The 16,747-nt window shown below is 63.2% G+C and carries 12 protein-coding genes and 4 pseudogenes; 14 read left to right on the forward strand and 2 right to left on the reverse strand.

What is annotated here, in order from left to right; genetic code table 11:
* Window positions 1–519 (forward strand): pantetheine-phosphate adenylyltransferase, encoded by a 519-nt coding sequence (gene coaD / locus OMP38_RS23505; protein ID WP_277567247.1) that lies wholly within the window; start codon window positions 1–3, stop codon window positions 517–519.
* 85 nt (window positions 520–604) lie between these two features.
* Here the strand turns inward: coaD and OMP38_RS23510 are convergent, their stop codons facing one another.
* Window positions 605–1,804, reverse strand: coding sequence for a nucleoside recognition domain-containing protein (locus OMP38_RS23510; RefSeq protein WP_277567248.1), 1,200 nt, complete (start codon window positions 1,802–1,804; stop codon window positions 605–607).
* A 244-nt stretch (window positions 1,805–2,048) separates the two neighbouring features.
* Here OMP38_RS23510 and OMP38_RS23515 point away from each other — a divergent pair.
* Window positions 2,049–2,505 (forward strand): annotated as a pseudogene (locus OMP38_RS23515) (GNAT family N-acetyltransferase).
* A 14-nt stretch (window positions 2,506–2,519) separates the two neighbouring features.
* Here OMP38_RS23515 and OMP38_RS23520 read toward each other — a convergent pair.
* Window positions 2,520–3,755: a nucleotidyltransferase gene (locus OMP38_RS23520; RefSeq protein WP_277567249.1), complete on the reverse strand. Its 1,236-nt coding sequence runs from the start codon at window positions 3,753–3,755 to the stop codon at window positions 2,520–2,522.
* Window positions 3,756–3,909: 154 nt separating this feature from the next.
* Here OMP38_RS23520 and OMP38_RS23525 point away from each other — a divergent pair, with 154 nt between their 5' ends.
* The 12 genes and pseudogenes from OMP38_RS23525 (at window position 3,910) to ftsY (ending at window position 16,669) form a co-directional block, all read left to right on the forward strand.
* Entirely contained in the window at window positions 3,910–4,434 is a 525-nt protein-coding gene (locus OMP38_RS23525) for a YceD family protein (RefSeq protein ID WP_277567250.1), read from the forward strand.
* Window positions 4,435–4,500: 66 nt separating this feature from the next.
* On the forward strand, window positions 4,501–4,674 hold the full coding sequence (rpmF, locus tag OMP38_RS23530) for a 50S ribosomal protein L32 (protein WP_090117460.1): 174 nt from the start codon (window positions 4,501–4,503) through the stop codon (window positions 4,672–4,674).
* An 82-nt stretch (window positions 4,675–4,756) separates the two neighbouring features.
* On the forward strand, window positions 4,757–5,368 hold the full coding sequence (fapR, locus tag OMP38_RS23535; protein WP_277567636.1) for a transcription factor FapR: 612 nt from the start codon (window positions 4,757–4,759) through the stop codon (window positions 5,366–5,368).
* Window positions 5,365–6,354, forward strand: a complete 990-nt coding sequence (plsX, locus tag OMP38_RS23540; RefSeq protein WP_277567251.1) for a phosphate acyltransferase PlsX — start codon at window positions 5,365–5,367, stop codon at window positions 6,352–6,354. Before fapR ends, plsX begins: the two co-directional genes overlap by 4 nt.
* A gap of 11 nt (window positions 6,355–6,365) precedes the next feature.
* A complete protein-coding gene (locus OMP38_RS23545; RefSeq protein ID WP_277567252.1) occupies window positions 6,366–7,352 on the forward strand; it encodes a beta-ketoacyl-ACP synthase III in 987 nt (328 codons plus the stop codon).
* A gap of 25 nt (window positions 7,353–7,377) precedes the next feature.
* Window positions 7,378–8,307 carry an ACP S-malonyltransferase gene (fabD, locus tag OMP38_RS23550; protein ID WP_277567253.1) on the forward strand — a complete coding sequence of 310 codons (930 nt, stop codon included), beginning with the start codon at window positions 7,378–7,380 and terminating at the stop codon, window positions 8,305–8,307.
* 66 nt (window positions 8,308–8,373) lie between these two features.
* Window positions 8,374–9,127, forward strand: a pseudogene (fabG, locus tag OMP38_RS23555) (3-oxoacyl-[acyl-carrier-protein] reductase).
* A gap of 133 nt (window positions 9,128–9,260) precedes the next feature.
* Window positions 9,261–9,494, forward strand: coding sequence for an acyl carrier protein (gene acpP, locus OMP38_RS23560; RefSeq protein WP_090117455.1), 234 nt, complete (start codon window positions 9,261–9,263; stop codon window positions 9,492–9,494).
* A gap of 379 nt (window positions 9,495–9,873) precedes the next feature.
* Window positions 9,874–11,115 carry a beta-ketoacyl-ACP synthase II gene (gene fabF / locus OMP38_RS23565; protein ID WP_277567254.1) on the forward strand — a complete coding sequence of 414 codons (1,242 nt, stop codon included), beginning with the start codon at window positions 9,874–9,876 and terminating at the stop codon, window positions 11,113–11,115.
* Window positions 11,116–11,247: 132 nt separating this feature from the next.
* A complete protein-coding gene (gene rnc, locus OMP38_RS23570) occupies window positions 11,248–12,015 on the forward strand; it encodes a ribonuclease III (protein ID WP_277567255.1) in 768 nt (255 codons plus the stop codon).
* Window positions 11,996–15,572 (forward strand): annotated as a pseudogene (gene smc / locus OMP38_RS23575) (chromosome segregation protein SMC). Before rnc ends, smc begins: the two are co-directional and overlap by 20 nt.
* A 96-nt stretch (window positions 15,573–15,668) precedes the next feature.
* A pseudogene (gene ftsY / locus OMP38_RS23580) lies at window positions 15,669–16,669 on the forward strand (signal recognition particle-docking protein FtsY).
* The last annotated feature ends 78 nt before the right edge of the window (window positions 16,670–16,747 follow it).

The following is a 16,747-nucleotide window of genomic DNA, read 5'->3' on the forward strand; positions in this document are numbered from 1 at the left end:
ATGAATGCCAAAGCGAATCGGCCGGAAAGCGAGCATCGCATCGCAGTGTATCCGGGCAGCTTCGACCCGGTCACGTTCGGCCATCTGGACATTATCCGGCGCGCGGCGAAGCAGTACGACAGATTGATCGTCGCGGTGCTGAACAATACGAGCAAAAGCCCGCTATTCACCGTCGAAGAGCGGAGGAGCTTGCTGCTCGAGGTGACGAAGGACCTGCCGAACGTGGAAATCGACAGCTTCAGGGATCTGCTCGTGCGGTACATGCGGTCGCAGCAAGCCCAGGTGATCGTGCGCGGCATTCGGTCCGTCACGGACTTCGAATACGAGCTGCAGATGGCTTCGACGAACCGTCAGCTCGACGAGGGCATCGAGACGATTTTCATGATGACCAATCCTAAATATTCGTACCTCAGCTCGAGCATCGTGAAAGAGATTGCCAAGTTCGACGGCGCGGTGCAGGATCTCGTGCCGCCGGCGGTCGAGGCGGCGCTGCGAGGCAAGTTCGGCAAGCGGGACTGACCGGCAACCAGGGATATGCATGCAAAAGGCTCCGACCGGCGTAATTTCGCCCTAGGAGCCTTTTGCATGCCCGCGTCGGCCGCGATTACTTTGGACGCTTGTCGCCACCCCGGCGGCGAGGCGAGATGAGCGCGGCGAGCAACGCTAGCAGGACAAAGATGCCCAGACAAGCGACGGCGGCGAGCGTCGTGCCGGGCAGCAGCGCCCAGCCCGAAGGGAGCGGACCGGCCGCGGGCTCGGTCGCCGCCAGCGGGCCGGCGAAGCCGCGCCAGACGGGAGTGAGGGGCGCGAACCAGCCGCGCTCGGCGGCGATGGCGAGCGGATAAGTCGCGACCAAGGCGAGCGCGGCGTGAAGCAGGCGGCCGGCGATGAAGCGGGGCCAAGGGAAACGGCTGCCGCTCCAGGCGGCCCTGGCCTGGAGCAAGCCGCTCAGGCCGCTCCACGCGAGCGCCGCCGCGATGAGCGCGGCGGCTTTGGCCGGCGCGGATTCGAACAGCGCAGAGCGTCCGGAAGCATAGGCGCCGAGATGCATCTCGTATAGGCTCGGGATTGTCAGCCAAGCGTCCGTGCCCGGCAGCGCGGTCTGAACGATCCGCAGCAGCACGGCGCTCATCATCATGAGTCCCCCGATCGCGAACAACGTGGCGACGGCGCTCGTCACGGCGTCGGCGGTCTGCTTGCCGAAGGGGCGCGCATCGGCGAGGCGCGCCTCCTGCATCGCCCGGTAGGCCCGGCGTAGGGCGGAGCCGGAAGGCTGATGGGATACGTCGCCGTCGATGGGCGGTTCTCCGGCGGCCTCAGTTGTATTGGACTCGTTTCCGGACAATCGCGGCCAGAGCATACCCGTCGCGATGCCCGATATCCACAATCCCGCGGCGATCGCCCAGCCGTAGGCCGGAGCTTGCAGGAAGCCGCTGCCTACCACGACAATGACGAGGAATGGATTGGGCATATGCGAGAGCAGAAGCAGCGACTCGGCTTCGCGGCCGCGAACGAGCCCGCGCTCCCGTAGGCGCGCCGTCTCTCTGGCGCCGGCGGGCAAGCCTGCCGTCCAGCCGAAAGCCGCGACCCAGCCCGCCGCCGCCGGCAGCCTGAACAACCGACGGAAGAGCGGACTGCCCAGCGCCGCGATGCCGTGCAGCAGGCCCGAGGCGGCGAGCAGCTCGGCGAGCATAAGTGGAGGGAGGAGGCCGGGGAAGACGGTTTTCCACCAGATTTCAAGTCCGCCCAGCGAAGCGCGGAACGCCTCTTCCGGCGATCTCACGATGCCTACGACGAGCGCCAACGCGCAGCCGCCGAGAAAACGGAGATCATAAACGATTTTTTGCGCAATGCGGATCCCGGCATTGACGCCGCCTCCTCACGCCCATTCGGGTCTAACGGATGGCAAGTGGTGCGAAGCGCCGCGGGAGCGCAAGACAGGGCCATGGCCGCTCAATGGGACATGGTACAATGTACGCATGCCCGTCCGGCGATAGACCAGCCTTGTCCGCGAAAGCGGGCAGCGGGGCGAGGGGGAGAGATCGTTCATGCGCATTGAAATACTGGGTCCCGGGGAAAAGCCGCCGCTGGATTTGCTGCTGCTCGCCGATCCGTCCGAAAAGCTGGTAACGCAGTACTTGCGACGCGGCGCGTGCTACGTCGCGAAGACGGCGGACGAGGACCTTGTCGGCGTATATGTCCTGCTGCCTACCAGGCCGGACACGGCGGAGCTCGTGAACGTAGCGGTCGACGAACGCCGCCAGGGGGAAGGGGATCGGCAAGGCGCTCGTCCTTCATGCGATCGATACCGCGCGTAAGGTAGGCTATCGGACGATAGAGGTGGGAACGGGCAATTCGGGCGTCGGTCAACTGGCATTGTATCAAAAGTGCGGGTTTCGCATCGTCGGCGTGGACGTCGATTTCTTCGTAAGGCATTATGACGAGCCGATCTTCGAAAACGGCATCCCTTGCAGAGACATGATCCGGATGTCCCGGGATCTATAAGGCTACCGCCGTCGCTAAGCGCGTACCGGCGGCACCGTATAATCCCGCCAGGCGTCCGCGGGTCGCGAGGCGGGTAGCGCCGCGGCATAGACCGCGGTCGCACGCGCGTCCATCGCCAGATACGGCCAGTCGCCGTCGGCCGCGGTGTGAACGACGGGCACGGCCGCCGTCTTTTTCATGCGCTTCAGCAGCGCCTGTCCGCGCGCCGTGAACCCGAGCACGCGTACGTACTGCACGCCCGCAGCCAGCCGCTCGGCGTCCAGGTCTTCCTTCCGATGGCCGAGGAGGATGCGCGCGAGCGTCCGCTGCAGCTTCGTGCGCGTGTACCGCTTCGTCTTGAGCAGGTCGAGCAGCTCGTCCACTCGCCACGACCGCAGCTCCCGCAGCGCGCCCTTGATGCGGTGCTCAAGCCCTTCGGTCACCTCGGCGTACGTCCCCAGCTCGGAGGCGGGCAGGGAGCTAAGCAAATGGAACAGCGGCCTGGCGAAGGCGTCCCAAGTCACCGGTGCCTTTCCGGCTGCCGCCTCTCTGCGCAATACGGCAAGCGTAGAGCCGGGAACATAGGGCGCCAACCCGTCCAGCGCGCCTCCCGATTCGACGACCAGCTTGCGCAGCGCCGTCGCGCTGGCGATGGCCGTGTCGGTGATCGAGCTTTGATTGTAGTCCGACTTTTCGCGCCGGATGGAGAGCGCCCGCATCGGGCTGCCCAGCTTGCGCAATGCGAGCATATAATGGAGTCCGAGCGTATGGTTCGGCTGCGCCAGGCCGAACGCGGCGTCCGCTTCGCCCGAGGCTTCCAGCAGCTGGCGGGCGGCCGCGGCATAGGCGCTCGGGTAAGGCAAGCCCTCCTTCAGCAGCGCGCCAAGGCGAAGCCGCATCGACTCGGGCTCGGCGGCCAGTCGATCCGCGATGCGGGACAGCGCATCGGCGTTACCGCTCTCGCTGCCGAAGCAGAGCGCATCGCAGACGCCTGTCGCGGCCAGCGCGGCGACCGCGCCGTAGGCGAACCACTGGGCAGGCTGGCCGCTGTAAGCGACGGGCAGCTCGAGCACGAGATCGCAGCCTGCGCGCAGCGCCATTTCCGCGCGGGACCACTTATCCGCGATGGCGGGCTCGCCGCGCTGCAGGAAGTGGCCGCTCATGACGGCGATCACCGATTCGGCGTCCGTTATTTTGCGCGATTGTTGTATATGATAGAGATGACCGTTATGCAGCGGATTGTATTCGACGACGAGGCCGACGGTGGACATGGCGAACGCTCCTTTGAAGCGCGAATTAAAGATATGATAACATGAAAGAAGGCTTGAATTCCCAATGGTAGCGCCCGGATCGTCCGCCGCGTTAAATGTTGACAAAAGCGCCGTCCCGCGTCTATAATTACTTTTGTTTGTTTGGAGTGATAATATGTTGCTCAATGTGCAGGAACTGAAGGCAGCCAAGGCTAAGCTTGCGCTGCGCGAGACGATAGACGTCGCCGATCTGCTGTCGCAGGTGCCCGGCGTGCGTCCGGCCGGTCCGCTCGAAGCGGACGTCACGGCCGAGCCTTCCGGCGAGTTCGTCAACGTAGCCGGCCAGCTGGACTGCAATCTCGAATGGACATGCGTTCGTTGCTTGACCAAGTTCGAAGAGCCGCTTCACATTCCATACAGCGAGAGCTTTAAGCAGGTCTCGCAGGAAGTGGCGGATCTCGGAGAGCAGGACGACGAGGACTTCGTGCCTTTCCACGGCGATCGGTTGGAGCTTCGGCCTTATTTAACGGACGAACTGCTGCTGAATTTGCCGCTGTCGCCGACCTGCAGCGATGACTGCAAGGGACTCGACCCGGAGACCGGCGAAGACCTGAACGGCAAGCCCGAGCGGCCTCGGCCGATCAAGATCGACCCTAGGCTGGAGGCGCTCAAAGGCTGGTTCGATTCCGAACGTTCATAACGACATCGAAATAGGAATGCCGATAGAGGCCGCTTTCGCTTTCGACTCTGGTAAGGAGGTGGGAACATGGCAGTACCTTTTGGCAAAACATCCAAAGCCCGCAAAAACAAGCGCCGGACGCACTTCAAATTGGTCGTTCCGGGTTTGGTCAAGTGCGAACAATGCGGAGAATTGAAAATCTCGCACCGCGTGTGCAAGGTTTGCGGCACGTACAAATCCCGCGAAATCATCAAGCAATAATGAAATAACGCGTCCCGGCGTGACTAGCGTCAAGGCGCGTTTTTCTTTATATCGGATTGGCACCAGGTATCAGTATGAACATATAAGGCGGTGTCGCCCATGGAACGCATGCCCAAAAAAGCAACGCCATCAGCAGCTCGCCCGCCTCATCGAAGACAATCCGTTCCTGACCGACCGGGAATTGACCCGCCTGCTTAAGGTCAGCATCCAGACGATCCGGCTCGACCGGCTGGAGCTGGCGATTCCCGAGCTGCGCGAGCGGCTCAAGCTGATGGCGGAGCGCTCCTACGATCCGGTCCGATCGCTGCCGCTGCACGAAGTGATCGGGGACATCCTCGATCTTCAGCTCGACAAGAGCGGCATCTCCATGTTCGAGATCCGGGACGAGCACGTCTTCTCCCGAAGCGGCATCGCGCGGGGGCATCACGTGTTCGCGCAGGCCAACTCGCTCGCGGTCGCCGTCATCAACGACGAGATCGCGCTGACCGCATCGGCGGATATCCGGTTCATTCGTCCTGCCAGGCTTGGGGAAAAGTGCATCGCAAAGGCGTATGTGAGATCCAGCGGCGTTCAGAAAGGCAAGGCGAAGGTGGAGGTGTTCACCTACGTCGGCGACGAAATGGTGTTCCAAGGCAACTTTGTGATTTATCGCTCCGCAGGCTCTGCGGACGAGGAAGGAGCGGGAGAGGCATGAAAATCGCCATAGACGCGATGGGCGGCGACCATGCGCCCCGTTCGACGGTAGAAGGCGCGCTGGCAGCGGCCGCGCAGTGGCCGAAGGCGGAGCTGCTGCTCGTCGGACGGCCCGAAGCGCTGAATCCGCTGCTAGGCGCCGGCAAACCTTCGAACGTGACGGTCGTGCCTGCGGCCGACGTCATCGAGCCGGACGACGAACCGGTTCGCGCCGTGCGCCGCAAGCCTGAAGCTTCGATGAACGTGGCCGCCCGCATGGTGAAAGAGGGCGCCGCCGACGCGATGATCTCCGCGGGCAATACCGGTGCGTTGATGACGGCAGGCTTGCTCGTGCTGGGCAGGCTCAAAGGCATCGACCGGCCGGGCCTGACCTCGCTTTTTCCGACGACGGACGGCAAGGGCGTCCTGACGCTCGATCTCGGCGCCAATATGGACGCCAAGCCGGAGCATCTGCTGCAGTACGCCCTGATGGGCAGCATGTACAGGCAGAAGGTACACGGGCTCGCGAAGCCCAAGGTAGGGCTGCTTAACGTCGGTACCGAGGCGGCCAAAGGCAATGAGCTGAGCAAAGCCGCGTTCGAGCTGCTCGAGACGGCGCCGATCCACTTTATCGGCAACGTCGAAGCGCGCGACGTGCTTAGCCGCAGCTGCGACGTGCTCGTCTGCGACGGGTTTTCTGGCAACATCCTGCTGAAGGCGATCGAGGGCGCGGCCGAGACGGTGTTCGGCCTCCTGAAGCAGGAGTTGACGAGCAGCCTGCGCTCCAAGCTGGCGGCGGCCGTGCTTCGCCCGAACTTCAGGCGCGTCGGCAAAATGATGGATTACAAGGTGTACAACGGCGCGCCGTTGCTCGGCGTGAACGGGCTGGTCGTCAAGAGCCACGGCTCCTCGGACGCCACCGCGACGATGCACGCGATCCGCCATACGGTAGCCGCGATCGACAACGGACTCATCCCTGCATTGGCCGAAGAATTCGGCGGAAAGTGAGAGAGAAGACGATGAATGGAATTCCCGTGGGCATCCTCGGCATCGGCAAGTACGCGCCGGAGCGCAGTCTGACGAACCAAGAGCTCGAGCAAATGGTGGACACGAACGACGAATGGATCGTGAGCCGCACCGGCATCCGCGAGCGCCGCATCGCGGCCGAGCACGAGGCGACGAGCGATCTGGCGTACGAGGCGGCCGTCAAGGCGCTGGCGTCGGCGAACATCACGGCGGATCAGCTCGATCTGATCATCGTCGCGACGATCACGCCCGACATGTTTTTCCCGTCGACCGCCTGCATCCTGCAGGACCGGCTCGGCGCGAAAAAGGCGGCCGCGTTCGATCTGTCCGCCGCTTGCTCCGGCTTCATTTACGGACTCGCCAACGCATCCGGGTTCATCGCGCTCGGCATGTACAAGTACGCGCTCGTCATCGGCGCGGACACGCTGTCCCGGATTACCGATTACACCGACCGCAATACCTGCGTGCTTTTCGGCGACGGCGCCGGCGCCGTCGTCATCGGCGAAGTGCCCGAGGGACGCGGCTTCAAGTCGTTCGAGCTCGGGGCGGACGGTTCCGGCGGGCCTCACTTGCGCATCCAAGGCGGCGGCTCGCGCCAGCCTTCGTCCGAAGAGACGGTGGCCGGCAAGCGTCACTTCATCGAGATGAACGGCCGCGAGGTGTTCAAGTTCGCGGCGCGCATCATGGGCAACGCGGCCGAAGAGGCGCTCCGCAAGGCGGGCGTGGACAAGTCCGAGATCGACCTGCTCGTGCCGCATCAGGCGAACATCCGCATCATCCAGGCTTCGCTCGAGCGGCTCGAGCTGCCGCCGGAGAAGTGCGTGATCAACGTGGATCGCTACGGCAATATGTCGGCGGCTTCGATTCCGTTGGCGCTGGCGGAGGCTGCGGAAGAAGGCCGCGTAAGCGAAGGCGATACGATCGCGCTTGTCGGCTTCGGCGGCGGTCTCACTTGGGGCGCTTCGGTACTGGTCTGGTAAAGGATAGAGGAGGCTGACTTCCAACATGGGCAAAATCGCATTCGTATTTCCCGGACAAGGGGCGCAGGCGGTCGGCATGGGCAAGGATGCCGCCGAAGCGTTCGAAGCTTCGCGGCACGTATACGAGGCTGCCGACCGGGCGCTCGGATTTTCCGTATCGGCGCTTTGCTTCGAAGGACCCGAGGAATCGCTCCGTCAGACGGCGAACACGCAGCCGGCGCTGCTTGCGACGAGCGTGGCGCTGCTCGAAGCGTTCAAGGCGCGCGGCGTGAAGCCGGACTATGTCGCCGGCCACAGCCTCGGCGAATACAGCGCGCTCGTCGCGGCGAACGTCCTCGACTTCGCGGACGCGATCCGTCTCGTCCGCGCGCGGGGCACGTTCATGGAAGAAGCCGTGCCTAGCGGCCAAGGCGCGATGGCGGCGACGCTCGGCGCCGAGCGCGAGGCGCTCGAAGCGCTTTGCCGGGATATCTCGGCTTCCGGCGCGCAGGTCGAACTCGCCAACGTCAACTGCCCGGGGCAGATCGTCGTATCCGGCACGGCGGCGGGCGTCGCGGCGGTCGTCGAGCGCGGCAAGGAAGCCGGCGCCAAGCGGGTCATCCCGCTGGAAGTCAGCGGGCCGTTCCACTCGTCGCTCATGCGTCCCGCGGCCGACCGGCTCGCGGCCAAGCTCGACGAGGTCGCCTTCCGCGATGCCGAAGTGCCGGTGGTCGCCAACGTGACGGCGACCGCGGTCAGCGAGGGCGCGCGCCTGCGGGAGCTGCTCGTGGACCAGGTCGTGTCCCCCGTGCTCTGGGAAGATAGCATTCGCTATTTGATCGGCGAAGGCGTCGATACGTTCGTCGAGATCGGCTCGGGCGCCGTGCTCGCGGGTCTGATCAAGAAGATCGACAAGACCGTGCGGATCGTTTCCGTTAACGGTGCAGCCGACGTAAACGAAGCGGAATTCGGTTGAAATCGGGACACTGCCTAATGAAGCTTCGGATTTGGTGATTATGCCTAACGCGAGAGGGGTAATAATATGGCGGAGTTTGATCTTAGCGGCAAAGCCGCGCTCGTGACCGGCGCATCGCGGGGAATCGGCAGGGCCATCGCGCTCGCGCTCGCCGAAGCGGGCTGCGACGTTGCCGTGAACTACGCGGGGGGGCGAAGCCGCCGCGCGGGAGACGGCGAACGCGATCGAGGCGCTTGGCCGCAAGGCGATTCTGGTTCAGGCGAACGTCGGCAAGGCCGCGGAGTTCGATGCGATGGTGCAGACCGCGATCGAGGCGTTCGGCAAGCTCGACATTCTCGTGAACAACGCCGGCATTACGCGGGACAACCTGATCATGCGGATGAAGGAAGAAGAATTCGACGCCGTGATCGAGACGAACCTCAAGGGCGTGTTCAACGGCATCAAGGCGGTCACCCGTCCGATGATGAAGCAGCGTTACGGACGCATCATCAACATTTCCTCGGTCGTCGGCGTGCTCGGCAATGCGGGACAGGCGAATTACGTGGCTGCCAAAGCCGGCGTCATCGGACTGACGAAGTCCGCGGCGAGGGAGCTGGCGTCGCGCGGCATCACGGTCAACGCGGTCGCGCCGGGTTTCATCGAGACGGACATGACGGACAAGCTGCCGGCCGATCTCCGCGAAGCCATGCTGAAGGACATTCCGCTCGGCCGTATGGGCAGGCCGGAGGAGATCGCTTCGAGCGTGCTTTACTTGGCGTCGGATAGCGCGTCTTACATGACCGGGCAGACGATCCATGTCGACGGAGGCATGTATATGTAAAACGCTGCCGTACCCCGGCGGACTTGGGGCCGCGGGCGTGCGGCGCAACGGATGAATAGGCTTTCGCGGAACCGTTTACGCGCTGGCTTTTTGTCCATCTATCTCGTATAATACCAAAAGGGAGGTGAACCGGATGTCCGATGTATATGATCGCGTTAAACGCATCGTGGTCGAACGCCTGGGCGTAGAAGAGGCCGAAGTCACCAACGAAGCGAACTTTAAGGATGACTTGGGCGCCGACTCTCTTGATGTCGTCGAACTGGTAATGGAACTCGAAGACGAATTCGACTTGGAGATCTCCGATGAGGATGCAGAGAAGATCACTACGGTGGGAGAAGTCGTAAATTACATACAATCTCATGCCTAACTGATCTGACAAGGTCCCGCTTCGAAGAGCGGGACTTCTCCACATTATGCATCGATTTTTTGGGTCTGCGGCCCGGCGGCCATCCTTGAACGGACGGTCCCGGGCCGTCGCTACCTGTACAGGACCGTATACGCGCCTAGCAGCGGCGGACGCCGTATTTATTAGAACGATTCTTCACGTCAGGGACGAATCGCTGCAATAAATGACGGGATCCGTCCTCGCGCGGACGCCGGCCTTAAGTTCGTCAGTCTTGCTTACCATCGTTCCGGGGATTCGGACGCTTCTAGCATCCGGATCGCCCGGATTTCTACGCGAAACGGGCTCGTCCGTCAAGGGCGATGCCGAACGTTTACGCATCGGCTGAAGAGGTGAACATGGGTTGGCACATCGTGTAGTTGTAACCGGCATGGGAGTCGTTACCTCCCTGAGTACGGATTTGAATACGTTTTGGGACAGCCTGCTCGCCGGCAAGTCGGGCGTGAGCCTAATCGAGGCGTTCGATACGACCGACTATCCGACGAAGATCGCGGCCGAAGTGAAGAACTGGGAGCCGGAAGCGCACGGGATCGACAAGAAGGAAGCGCGCCGGATGGACCGCTTCGTGCAGTTCGGCTTGGCGGCTTCCCTCAGCGCGGTGAAGGACGCCGGGCTCGAGATCGGCGTCAACGCCGAAGCCGACCGCGTCGGCGTGAGCGTCGGCTCCGGCATCGGCGGTCTCGGCACTTGGGAGGATCAGCATACGATCCTTATGGAAAAAGGACCGCGCCGCGTCAGCCCTTTCTTTATCCCGATGATGATCGCGAACATGGCGAGCGGCCAGATCTCCATCGTGACGGGCGCCAAAGGCCCTAATACGACGGCGGTCACGGCTTGCGCGACGGGTACGCATTCCATCGGCGACTCGTACAAGCTGATCCAGCGCGGCGACGCCGACGTCATGATCTGCGGCGGCGCCGAGGCGACGATTCGCCCGATCGCGGTCGCCGGATTTTCCAACATGCGCGCGATGAGCACGCGCAACGAAGAGCCTGAAAAGGCGAGCCGTCCGTTCGATACGGACCGCGACGGTTTCGTCATGGGCGAGGGTGCCGGCGTGCTTATTCTGGAGTCGCTTGAACACGCGACGGCGCGCGGCGCGCACATCTACGCCGAGGTGATCGGTTACGGCATGAGCGGGGACGCCCATCACATGACCGAGCCGGATCCGGACGGCGCGGCGCGCTGCATGGCCAGAGCGATCAAGGATGCGGGCATCGCGCCCGAAGAGATCGGTTATATCAACGCGCACGGCACTTCGACGCCTGTCGGCGACAAATCGGAGACCGAGGCAATTAAGCGCACGTTCGGCGAGCATGCCAAAAAGCTGGCCGTCAGTTCGACCAAGTCGATGACCGGCCATATGCTCGGCGCCGCCGGCGGCGTCGAAGCCGTCATCGTCGGGCTGGCGCTCCAGAACGGCGTGCTCCCGCCGACGATCAATCTCGACAACCAGGATCCCGAGTGCGACCTGGATTACGTCCCGAACGAGCCGCGAAAAGCGGACGTAAAGGTGGCGCTGTCGAATTCGTTCGGCTTCGGCGGTCACAACGCCACGGTTATTTTGCGCAAATACGAGGCTTGACAGTAAGCGATCGGCCATGACGCAGGCGGCGTGCCGCCTGCGTTTTTTCTAAAGTAAGACGTTCGTATCCGCTTAACGACGGGGGGAACGAAGGGTCTAACTTGCGGAGGATCACGAAGGAGGATGCCGTACATGAGCGAAGCCATGAACCGGCTGCAGGAGAGAGCGGGCGTCCGTTTCCGCAACGTCTCGCTGCTTAGGCAAGCTTTTACCCATACGTCGTACGTGAACGAGCAGCGGGGCTCCCGCGTGGAGCACAACGAGCGCCTTGAATTTCTGGGAGACGCCGTTCTTCAGCTGACCGTGTCCGAGGCGCTGTACCGGATGTATCCGGACCGTCCCGAGGGCGAACTCACGCGTCTTAGGGCCGCGATCGTATGCGAGCCGTCGCTTGTCCGTTTTGCCGAGGCGCTCGAATTCGGGCAGGTCGTGCTGCTCGGCAAAGGGGAGGAGCAGACGGGCGGGCGGAGCCGTCCGTCGCTGCTGGCGGATGCCTTCGAGGCTTTCGTCGGCGCGTTGTATTTGGATCAGGGGTTGGCCGAGGTCAACCGCTTCCTCGGCGAGCACCTGTTCGCGCATTTGCCCAAGGAAGGCCAAGCGCCGATCAAGGATCACAAGACGGAGCTGCAGGAACGCGTGCAGCATCTAGGTCTCGGGACGCTCGATTACCGGATTCTGGAGGAGCGGGGACCGGCGCACGACAGGGAATTCGTCGTCGAGGTCCGAATCGGCGAACGCAGGCTCGGCCAAGGGGCCGGGCGTTCCAAGAAGGAAGCCGAGCAGCAGTCGGCCGCGCAGGCGCTTCGCCAATTACGGACGGACGCGGAGACGGGTGGCGGACAAGCCGCGGGCAGCGAGAGACAAAAGGTGAGGGATCCCCATGTATCTGAAAGGCATTGAGCTTGCCGGCTTCAAATCGTTCGCGGACCGGACGCAGCTGGAGTTCGGCCGCGGCATCACCGCGGTCGTCGGCCCGAACGGCAGCGGCAAGAGCAACATCTCCGACGGCATCCGCTGGGTACTCGGGGAGCAAAGCGCCAAGAGCCTGCGCGGCGGCAATATGCAGGACGTCATCTTCGCCGGCAGCGACGCCCGCAAGGCGGTTAACTTCGGCGAGGTGTCGCTGACGCTCGACAACAGCGACAAGGCGCTGCCGCTCGATTTCGCGGAGGTCACGGTTACGCGCCGCGTGCACCGGAGCGGGGACAGCGAATATTTGATCAACAAGCAGCCGTGCCGCCTGAAGGACATCACGGAGCTGTTCATGGATACCGGCATCGGCAAAGAAGCTTATTCGATCATCGGCCAAGGGCGCATCGAGGAGATTTTGAGTACGCGCTCCGAGGACCGTCGCGGCATTTTCGAGGAAGCGTCCGGCATCGTCAAGTACAAGTCTCGCAAAAAAGGAAGCGCAGCGCAAGCTTGAAGATACCGAAGGCAACCTGCTGCGGATCAACGACCTCGTCGTCGAGCTCGAGAGCCAGGTCGAGCCGCTTCGCAAGCAAGCCGCGAAGGCCGAGTCGTTCAAGCTGCTGAAGGAAGAGCTGAAAAACAAAGAGATCGCGCTATACGTGCATCAGATCGATACGGTGCACAAAACCTGGGCGGAGACGAACGGCAAGCTCGAGAAGCTCCGCAAGGAACAACTCGAGCTCTCGACAGTCGTGTCGGCCCACGACGCCCAGCTCGAAGAGGAGCGTCAGGCGCTGCAGCGGCTCGAGGAAGCGCTCGAGCGCCTTCAGGACGAGCTGCTGCGGACGACAGAGGAGACGGAGAAGAGCGAAGGCTACGGCGAGCTGCTCACGGAGCGCATGGCGAATCTGTCGCGCGGCCGCGCGCAGCTCGAAGAGAGTCTGGCCCTGGTGACCGAGCGGCTGACTGCGTCGAAGGCCGAGGGCGAGAAAGTCGAGAGGCGCCGCGAGGAAGTCGAAGGCGAGCTCGAGGCGCTTCAGACGAAGCTGATCGAGGAAGAAGTGAAGCTCGCGATCGCGGACGGCAGCGAGGACGCCGAAGAGCGGCTGAAGACGGATCTGTTCGAGACGATGAACGCGATGGCCCAGGCGCGCAACGATATCCGCTACTGCGAGCAGCAGCGGGAAGAGCTCGCGCGCAAGTCGGCCCGCACGGCCGGCGAGCGCGCCAAGCTCGAGGAACAGCGCGAAGCGCTCAAGCTGCGCGGGGCGGAGCTCGAGCTCCGGGTTGCGGCTTGCGCGCAGGCGGTCGCGCAGACGCGTGACCGCTATATCGCCGAGGGCACCCGCGTGGCCGACCTGCAGCGACGGCTCGAGGAGACGCAGGGCGAGGGACGCCGCTGGGATCAGAAGCGCGAAGCGCTCGTGTCGCGCCGCGATACGATCGCGGAGCTGGCGAACGATTACGACGGCTTCCAGCACGGCGTTCGCGAAGTGCTGAAGGCCGCGAAGCGCGGGCATCTGCACGGCGTTCACGGCGCGGTCGCCGAGCTCGTGACCGTGCCTGCGCACCTTGAAGTGGCCGTGGAGACGGCGCTCGGCGCCGCGCTGCAAAATATCGTCATGGAAAACGAAGCGACCTCGCGGGCCGCGATCGGATACCTGAAGCAGCGGCAGTCCGGACGCGCGACGTTCCTGCCGCTCGACGTCATCAAGGCGCGGAACGTCGGAGACAGCGATCGCAGAAGCGTGTCCGAGCTGGAAGGTTTTGTCGGCGTAGCGTCCGAGCTCGTAAGCTTTGAGCACAAGTACGCGGCGATCGTCGGCAGCATGCTCGGCAACGTGATGATCGCGGAGAAGCTCGAGCATGCGAACCGGATCGCTTCGCGGCTGCAGTACCGTTACCGGGTCGTGACGCTCGACGGCGACGTCGTCAATGCGGGCGGCTCGATGACGGGCGGCAGCATGGCGCGCAAATCGTCCAACCTGCTTGGCCGGCAACGCCAGCTTGAAGAGCTTGCCAAGGAGATCAAAGCCGCGGAGCAGGCGCGAATCAAGCTGCGCGCCGAGTTCGACGATCTGAAGAAAGAGCTGGCGCTGGCACAGCAAAATATCGAGCAGCTCCGCGAATCCGGCGAGCGCGCGCGGATGGAAGAGCAGCAGGCGTCGGCCCAGCGGCAGCGGCACGCGGAGGAACGGGAACAGCTCGAGGCGCAGCTGGCCGCGATCGGCGGCGACGAAGGCGGACTCGGCCGCGAGAAGGCAGAGCTTGCGACTGCCCGTGCCGAAGCTGAAACGCGGCTCGTCAAGCATACCGCCGAAGAAGAGCGCCTGTCGCGCGCGATTCGCGAGGCGGAGGAGCTCAAGCGCCGGAGCGCGAGCGCGAAGGAAGAGCTGCAGGCGCAGCTGACCGAGATGAAAGTGTCCATCGCGCGCATGGAGCAGGAGCGGGCGTCGATCGTCGAACAGTCCGGCCGCCATCGCGGCGAAGAGATGCGACTGTCCGCCGAGTCGCGCCAACTGAAGGAGACGCTCGCGCAAAATGCGGCGGACACCGAGCGTACGGCCGCCGAGCAAAACCAGCAGCGCGAACGGCTCAACGAGCTGCGGCTCGCCAAGAAGGAATTCACCGAAGGGATCGAATTCCGGCGAGCGGACCGGAGCCAGCGGCAGCGCGAGCTCGAGCGCAAGGAAAACGAGACGCGCGAGCAGCGCAACCAGCTGCGCCAGGTCGAGGACCAGCTTCGCCAGGCGGAGATCTCCTCGAACCGGATGGACGTCGAGCTCGACAATCTCCTCCGCAAGCTCAGCGAAGAATACGAGATCGGCTACGAGTGGGCGAAGGAAAAGTATGCCGTCCCCGAGGACGTGCCCGCCGCGCAAAACGACGTGCGCGAGCTGAAGCGCAAGATTACGATGCTTGGCGAGGTCAATCTGGGCGCCATCGAAGAATTCAAGCGCGTTAGCGAGCGCTACGAATTTTTGGACGCCCAAAAGAACGACCTGATGGAGGCCAAAAGTAAGCTTCACGCGATTATCCACGAGATGGACGAGGAGATGTCGAGACGGTTCCGCACGACGTTCGACCAGATTCGCGGACACTTCGTCGTCGTCTTCTCCAAGCTGTTCGGCGGCGGAAGAGCCGACCTTATTTTAAGCGAGCCGGAGCGCCCGCTCGACACCGGCATCGAGATCGTCGCCCAGCCGCCGGGCAAAAAGCTGCAAAACCTGCAGCTGCTCTCCGGCGGCGAGCGGGCTTTGACGGCGATCGCCCTGCTTTTCGCGATACTGAACGTAAAGCCGGTGCCGTTCTGCGTGCTCGACGAAGTCGAGGCCGCGCTGGACGAGGCGAATGTCGCGCGCTACGCGAGATATATGCGCGATTTTTCCGAACTGACGCAGTTCATCGTCGTCACGCACCGCAAAGGCACGATGGAGGAAGCGGATATGCTGTACGGCGTGACGATGGAGGAAGGCGGCGTGTCCAAGCTCGTATCCGTCAAGCTGGAAGAGAGCGAAACGTTTACGGCGGAAGCGACGGCCTGATGGCCACCGCGTTCGGCACGATGATTCATAATGAAGGACGGGGCGGACGCCGAGCGTTTTATGGGTCGGCGGACTGACCGGCAGGAGGAACGAAGGATGAGTTTTTTTAAACGATTGAAGGAAAGCATCGCCTCGAAGACGGAGGCGGTAACGAACAAGTTCAAGGAAGGTCTCTCGAAAACGCGCGACGCCTTCGTCGGACAGGTGACCGACCTTTTCACCCGGCGCAAAAAAAATCGACGAGGCGTTCTTCGAGGAGCTCGAAGAAATTCTGATCGGCGCCGACGTTGGCGTCAATACGGTCATGGAGCTGATCGAGGATCTTCGCGACGAAGTGAAAAAGCGCCGCATCGAGCAGCCGTCGGAGCTTCAGCCTATTTTGTCCGAAAAGCTGGTCGGACTATTGACGGATAGCGGCGAATCGTCCCAGCTCAAGATGAATCCGAACGGCATTACGGTCATTTTGTTCGTCGGCGTCAACGGCGTCGGCAAAACGACGACGATCGGCAAGCTCGCGCACCGGTTCAAGCAAGAGGGCAAAAAAGGTGCTGTTGGCCGCGGGCGATACGTTCCGCGCCGGCGCGATCGAACAGCTGCAAGTCTGGGGCGAGCGCGTCGGCGTCGAGGTGATCAGCCAGCAAGCCGGCTCCGACCCTGCGGCGGTCATGTACGATGCCGTTCAGGCTGCCAAGCAGCGCGGCGTCGACGTCCTGCTCTGCGATACGGCCGGACGCCTGCAGAACAAAGCGAACCTGATGGAGGAGCTGTCCAAAATCTATCGCGTCATCCAGCGGGAGATTCCGAGCGCGCCGCACGAGACGCTTCTCGTGCTGGACGCGGCCACAGGACAGAATGCGCTCCAGCAAGCCAAGCTGTTCGGCGAGAAAAGCGGCGTCTCCGGCCTCGTGCTGACCAAGCTCGACGGCACGGCCAAGGGCGGCATCGTGATCGCCATCCGGCGCGAAATGTCGCTGCCGGTCAAGTTCGTCGGACTCGGCGAAAAGATGGACGACCTGCAGCAGTTCGACGCCGAGCAGTTCGTCCACGCGCTATTCGCGGGCCTGGCGGAGGAGCAGCCGACTGCCGAAGAGCAATAATGCGTCAAAGCGGAATACCGTGATCATCCGGCCGCAGCAGCCGCCCTCAGGGCAGCTTGCTGCGGATTTTCTTTGTTT

The organism is Cohnella ginsengisoli, assembly GCF_029525555.1.
GTDB classification, from domain to species: Bacteria; Bacillota; Bacilli; order Paenibacillales; family Paenibacillaceae; genus Cohnella; species Cohnella ginsengisoli.

Bases quoted from the DNA above. Each gene is read 5' to 3' on its own strand.
- coaD (WP_277567247.1), top strand. From the start codon at position 1: ATGAATGCCAAAGCGAATCGGCCGGAAAGCGAGCATCGCATCGCAGTG.
- OMP38_RS23520 (WP_277567249.1), bottom strand. From the start codon at position 3,755: ATGTCCACCGTCGGCCTCGTCGTCGAATACAATCCGCTGCATAACGGT.
- OMP38_RS23525 (WP_277567250.1), top strand. From the start codon at position 3,910: ATGTTGCTCAATGTGCAGGAACTGAAGGCAGCCAAGGCTAAGCTTGCG.
- rpmF (WP_090117460.1), top strand. From the start codon at position 4,501: ATGGCAGTACCTTTTGGCAAAACATCCAAAGCCCGCAAAAACAAGCGC.
- plsX (WP_277567251.1), top strand. From the start codon at position 5,365: ATGAAAATCGCCATAGACGCGATGGGCGGCGACCATGCGCCCCGTTCG.
- OMP38_RS23545 (WP_277567252.1), top strand. From the start codon at position 6,366: ATGAATGGAATTCCCGTGGGCATCCTCGGCATCGGCAAGTACGCGCCG.
- fabD (WP_277567253.1), top strand. From the start codon at position 7,378: ATGGGCAAAATCGCATTCGTATTTCCCGGACAAGGGGCGCAGGCGGTC.
- acpP (WP_090117455.1), top strand. From the start codon at position 9,261: ATGTCCGATGTATATGATCGCGTTAAACGCATCGTGGTCGAACGCCTG.
- rnc (WP_277567255.1), top strand. From the start codon at position 11,248: ATGAGCGAAGCCATGAACCGGCTGCAGGAGAGAGCGGGCGTCCGTTTC.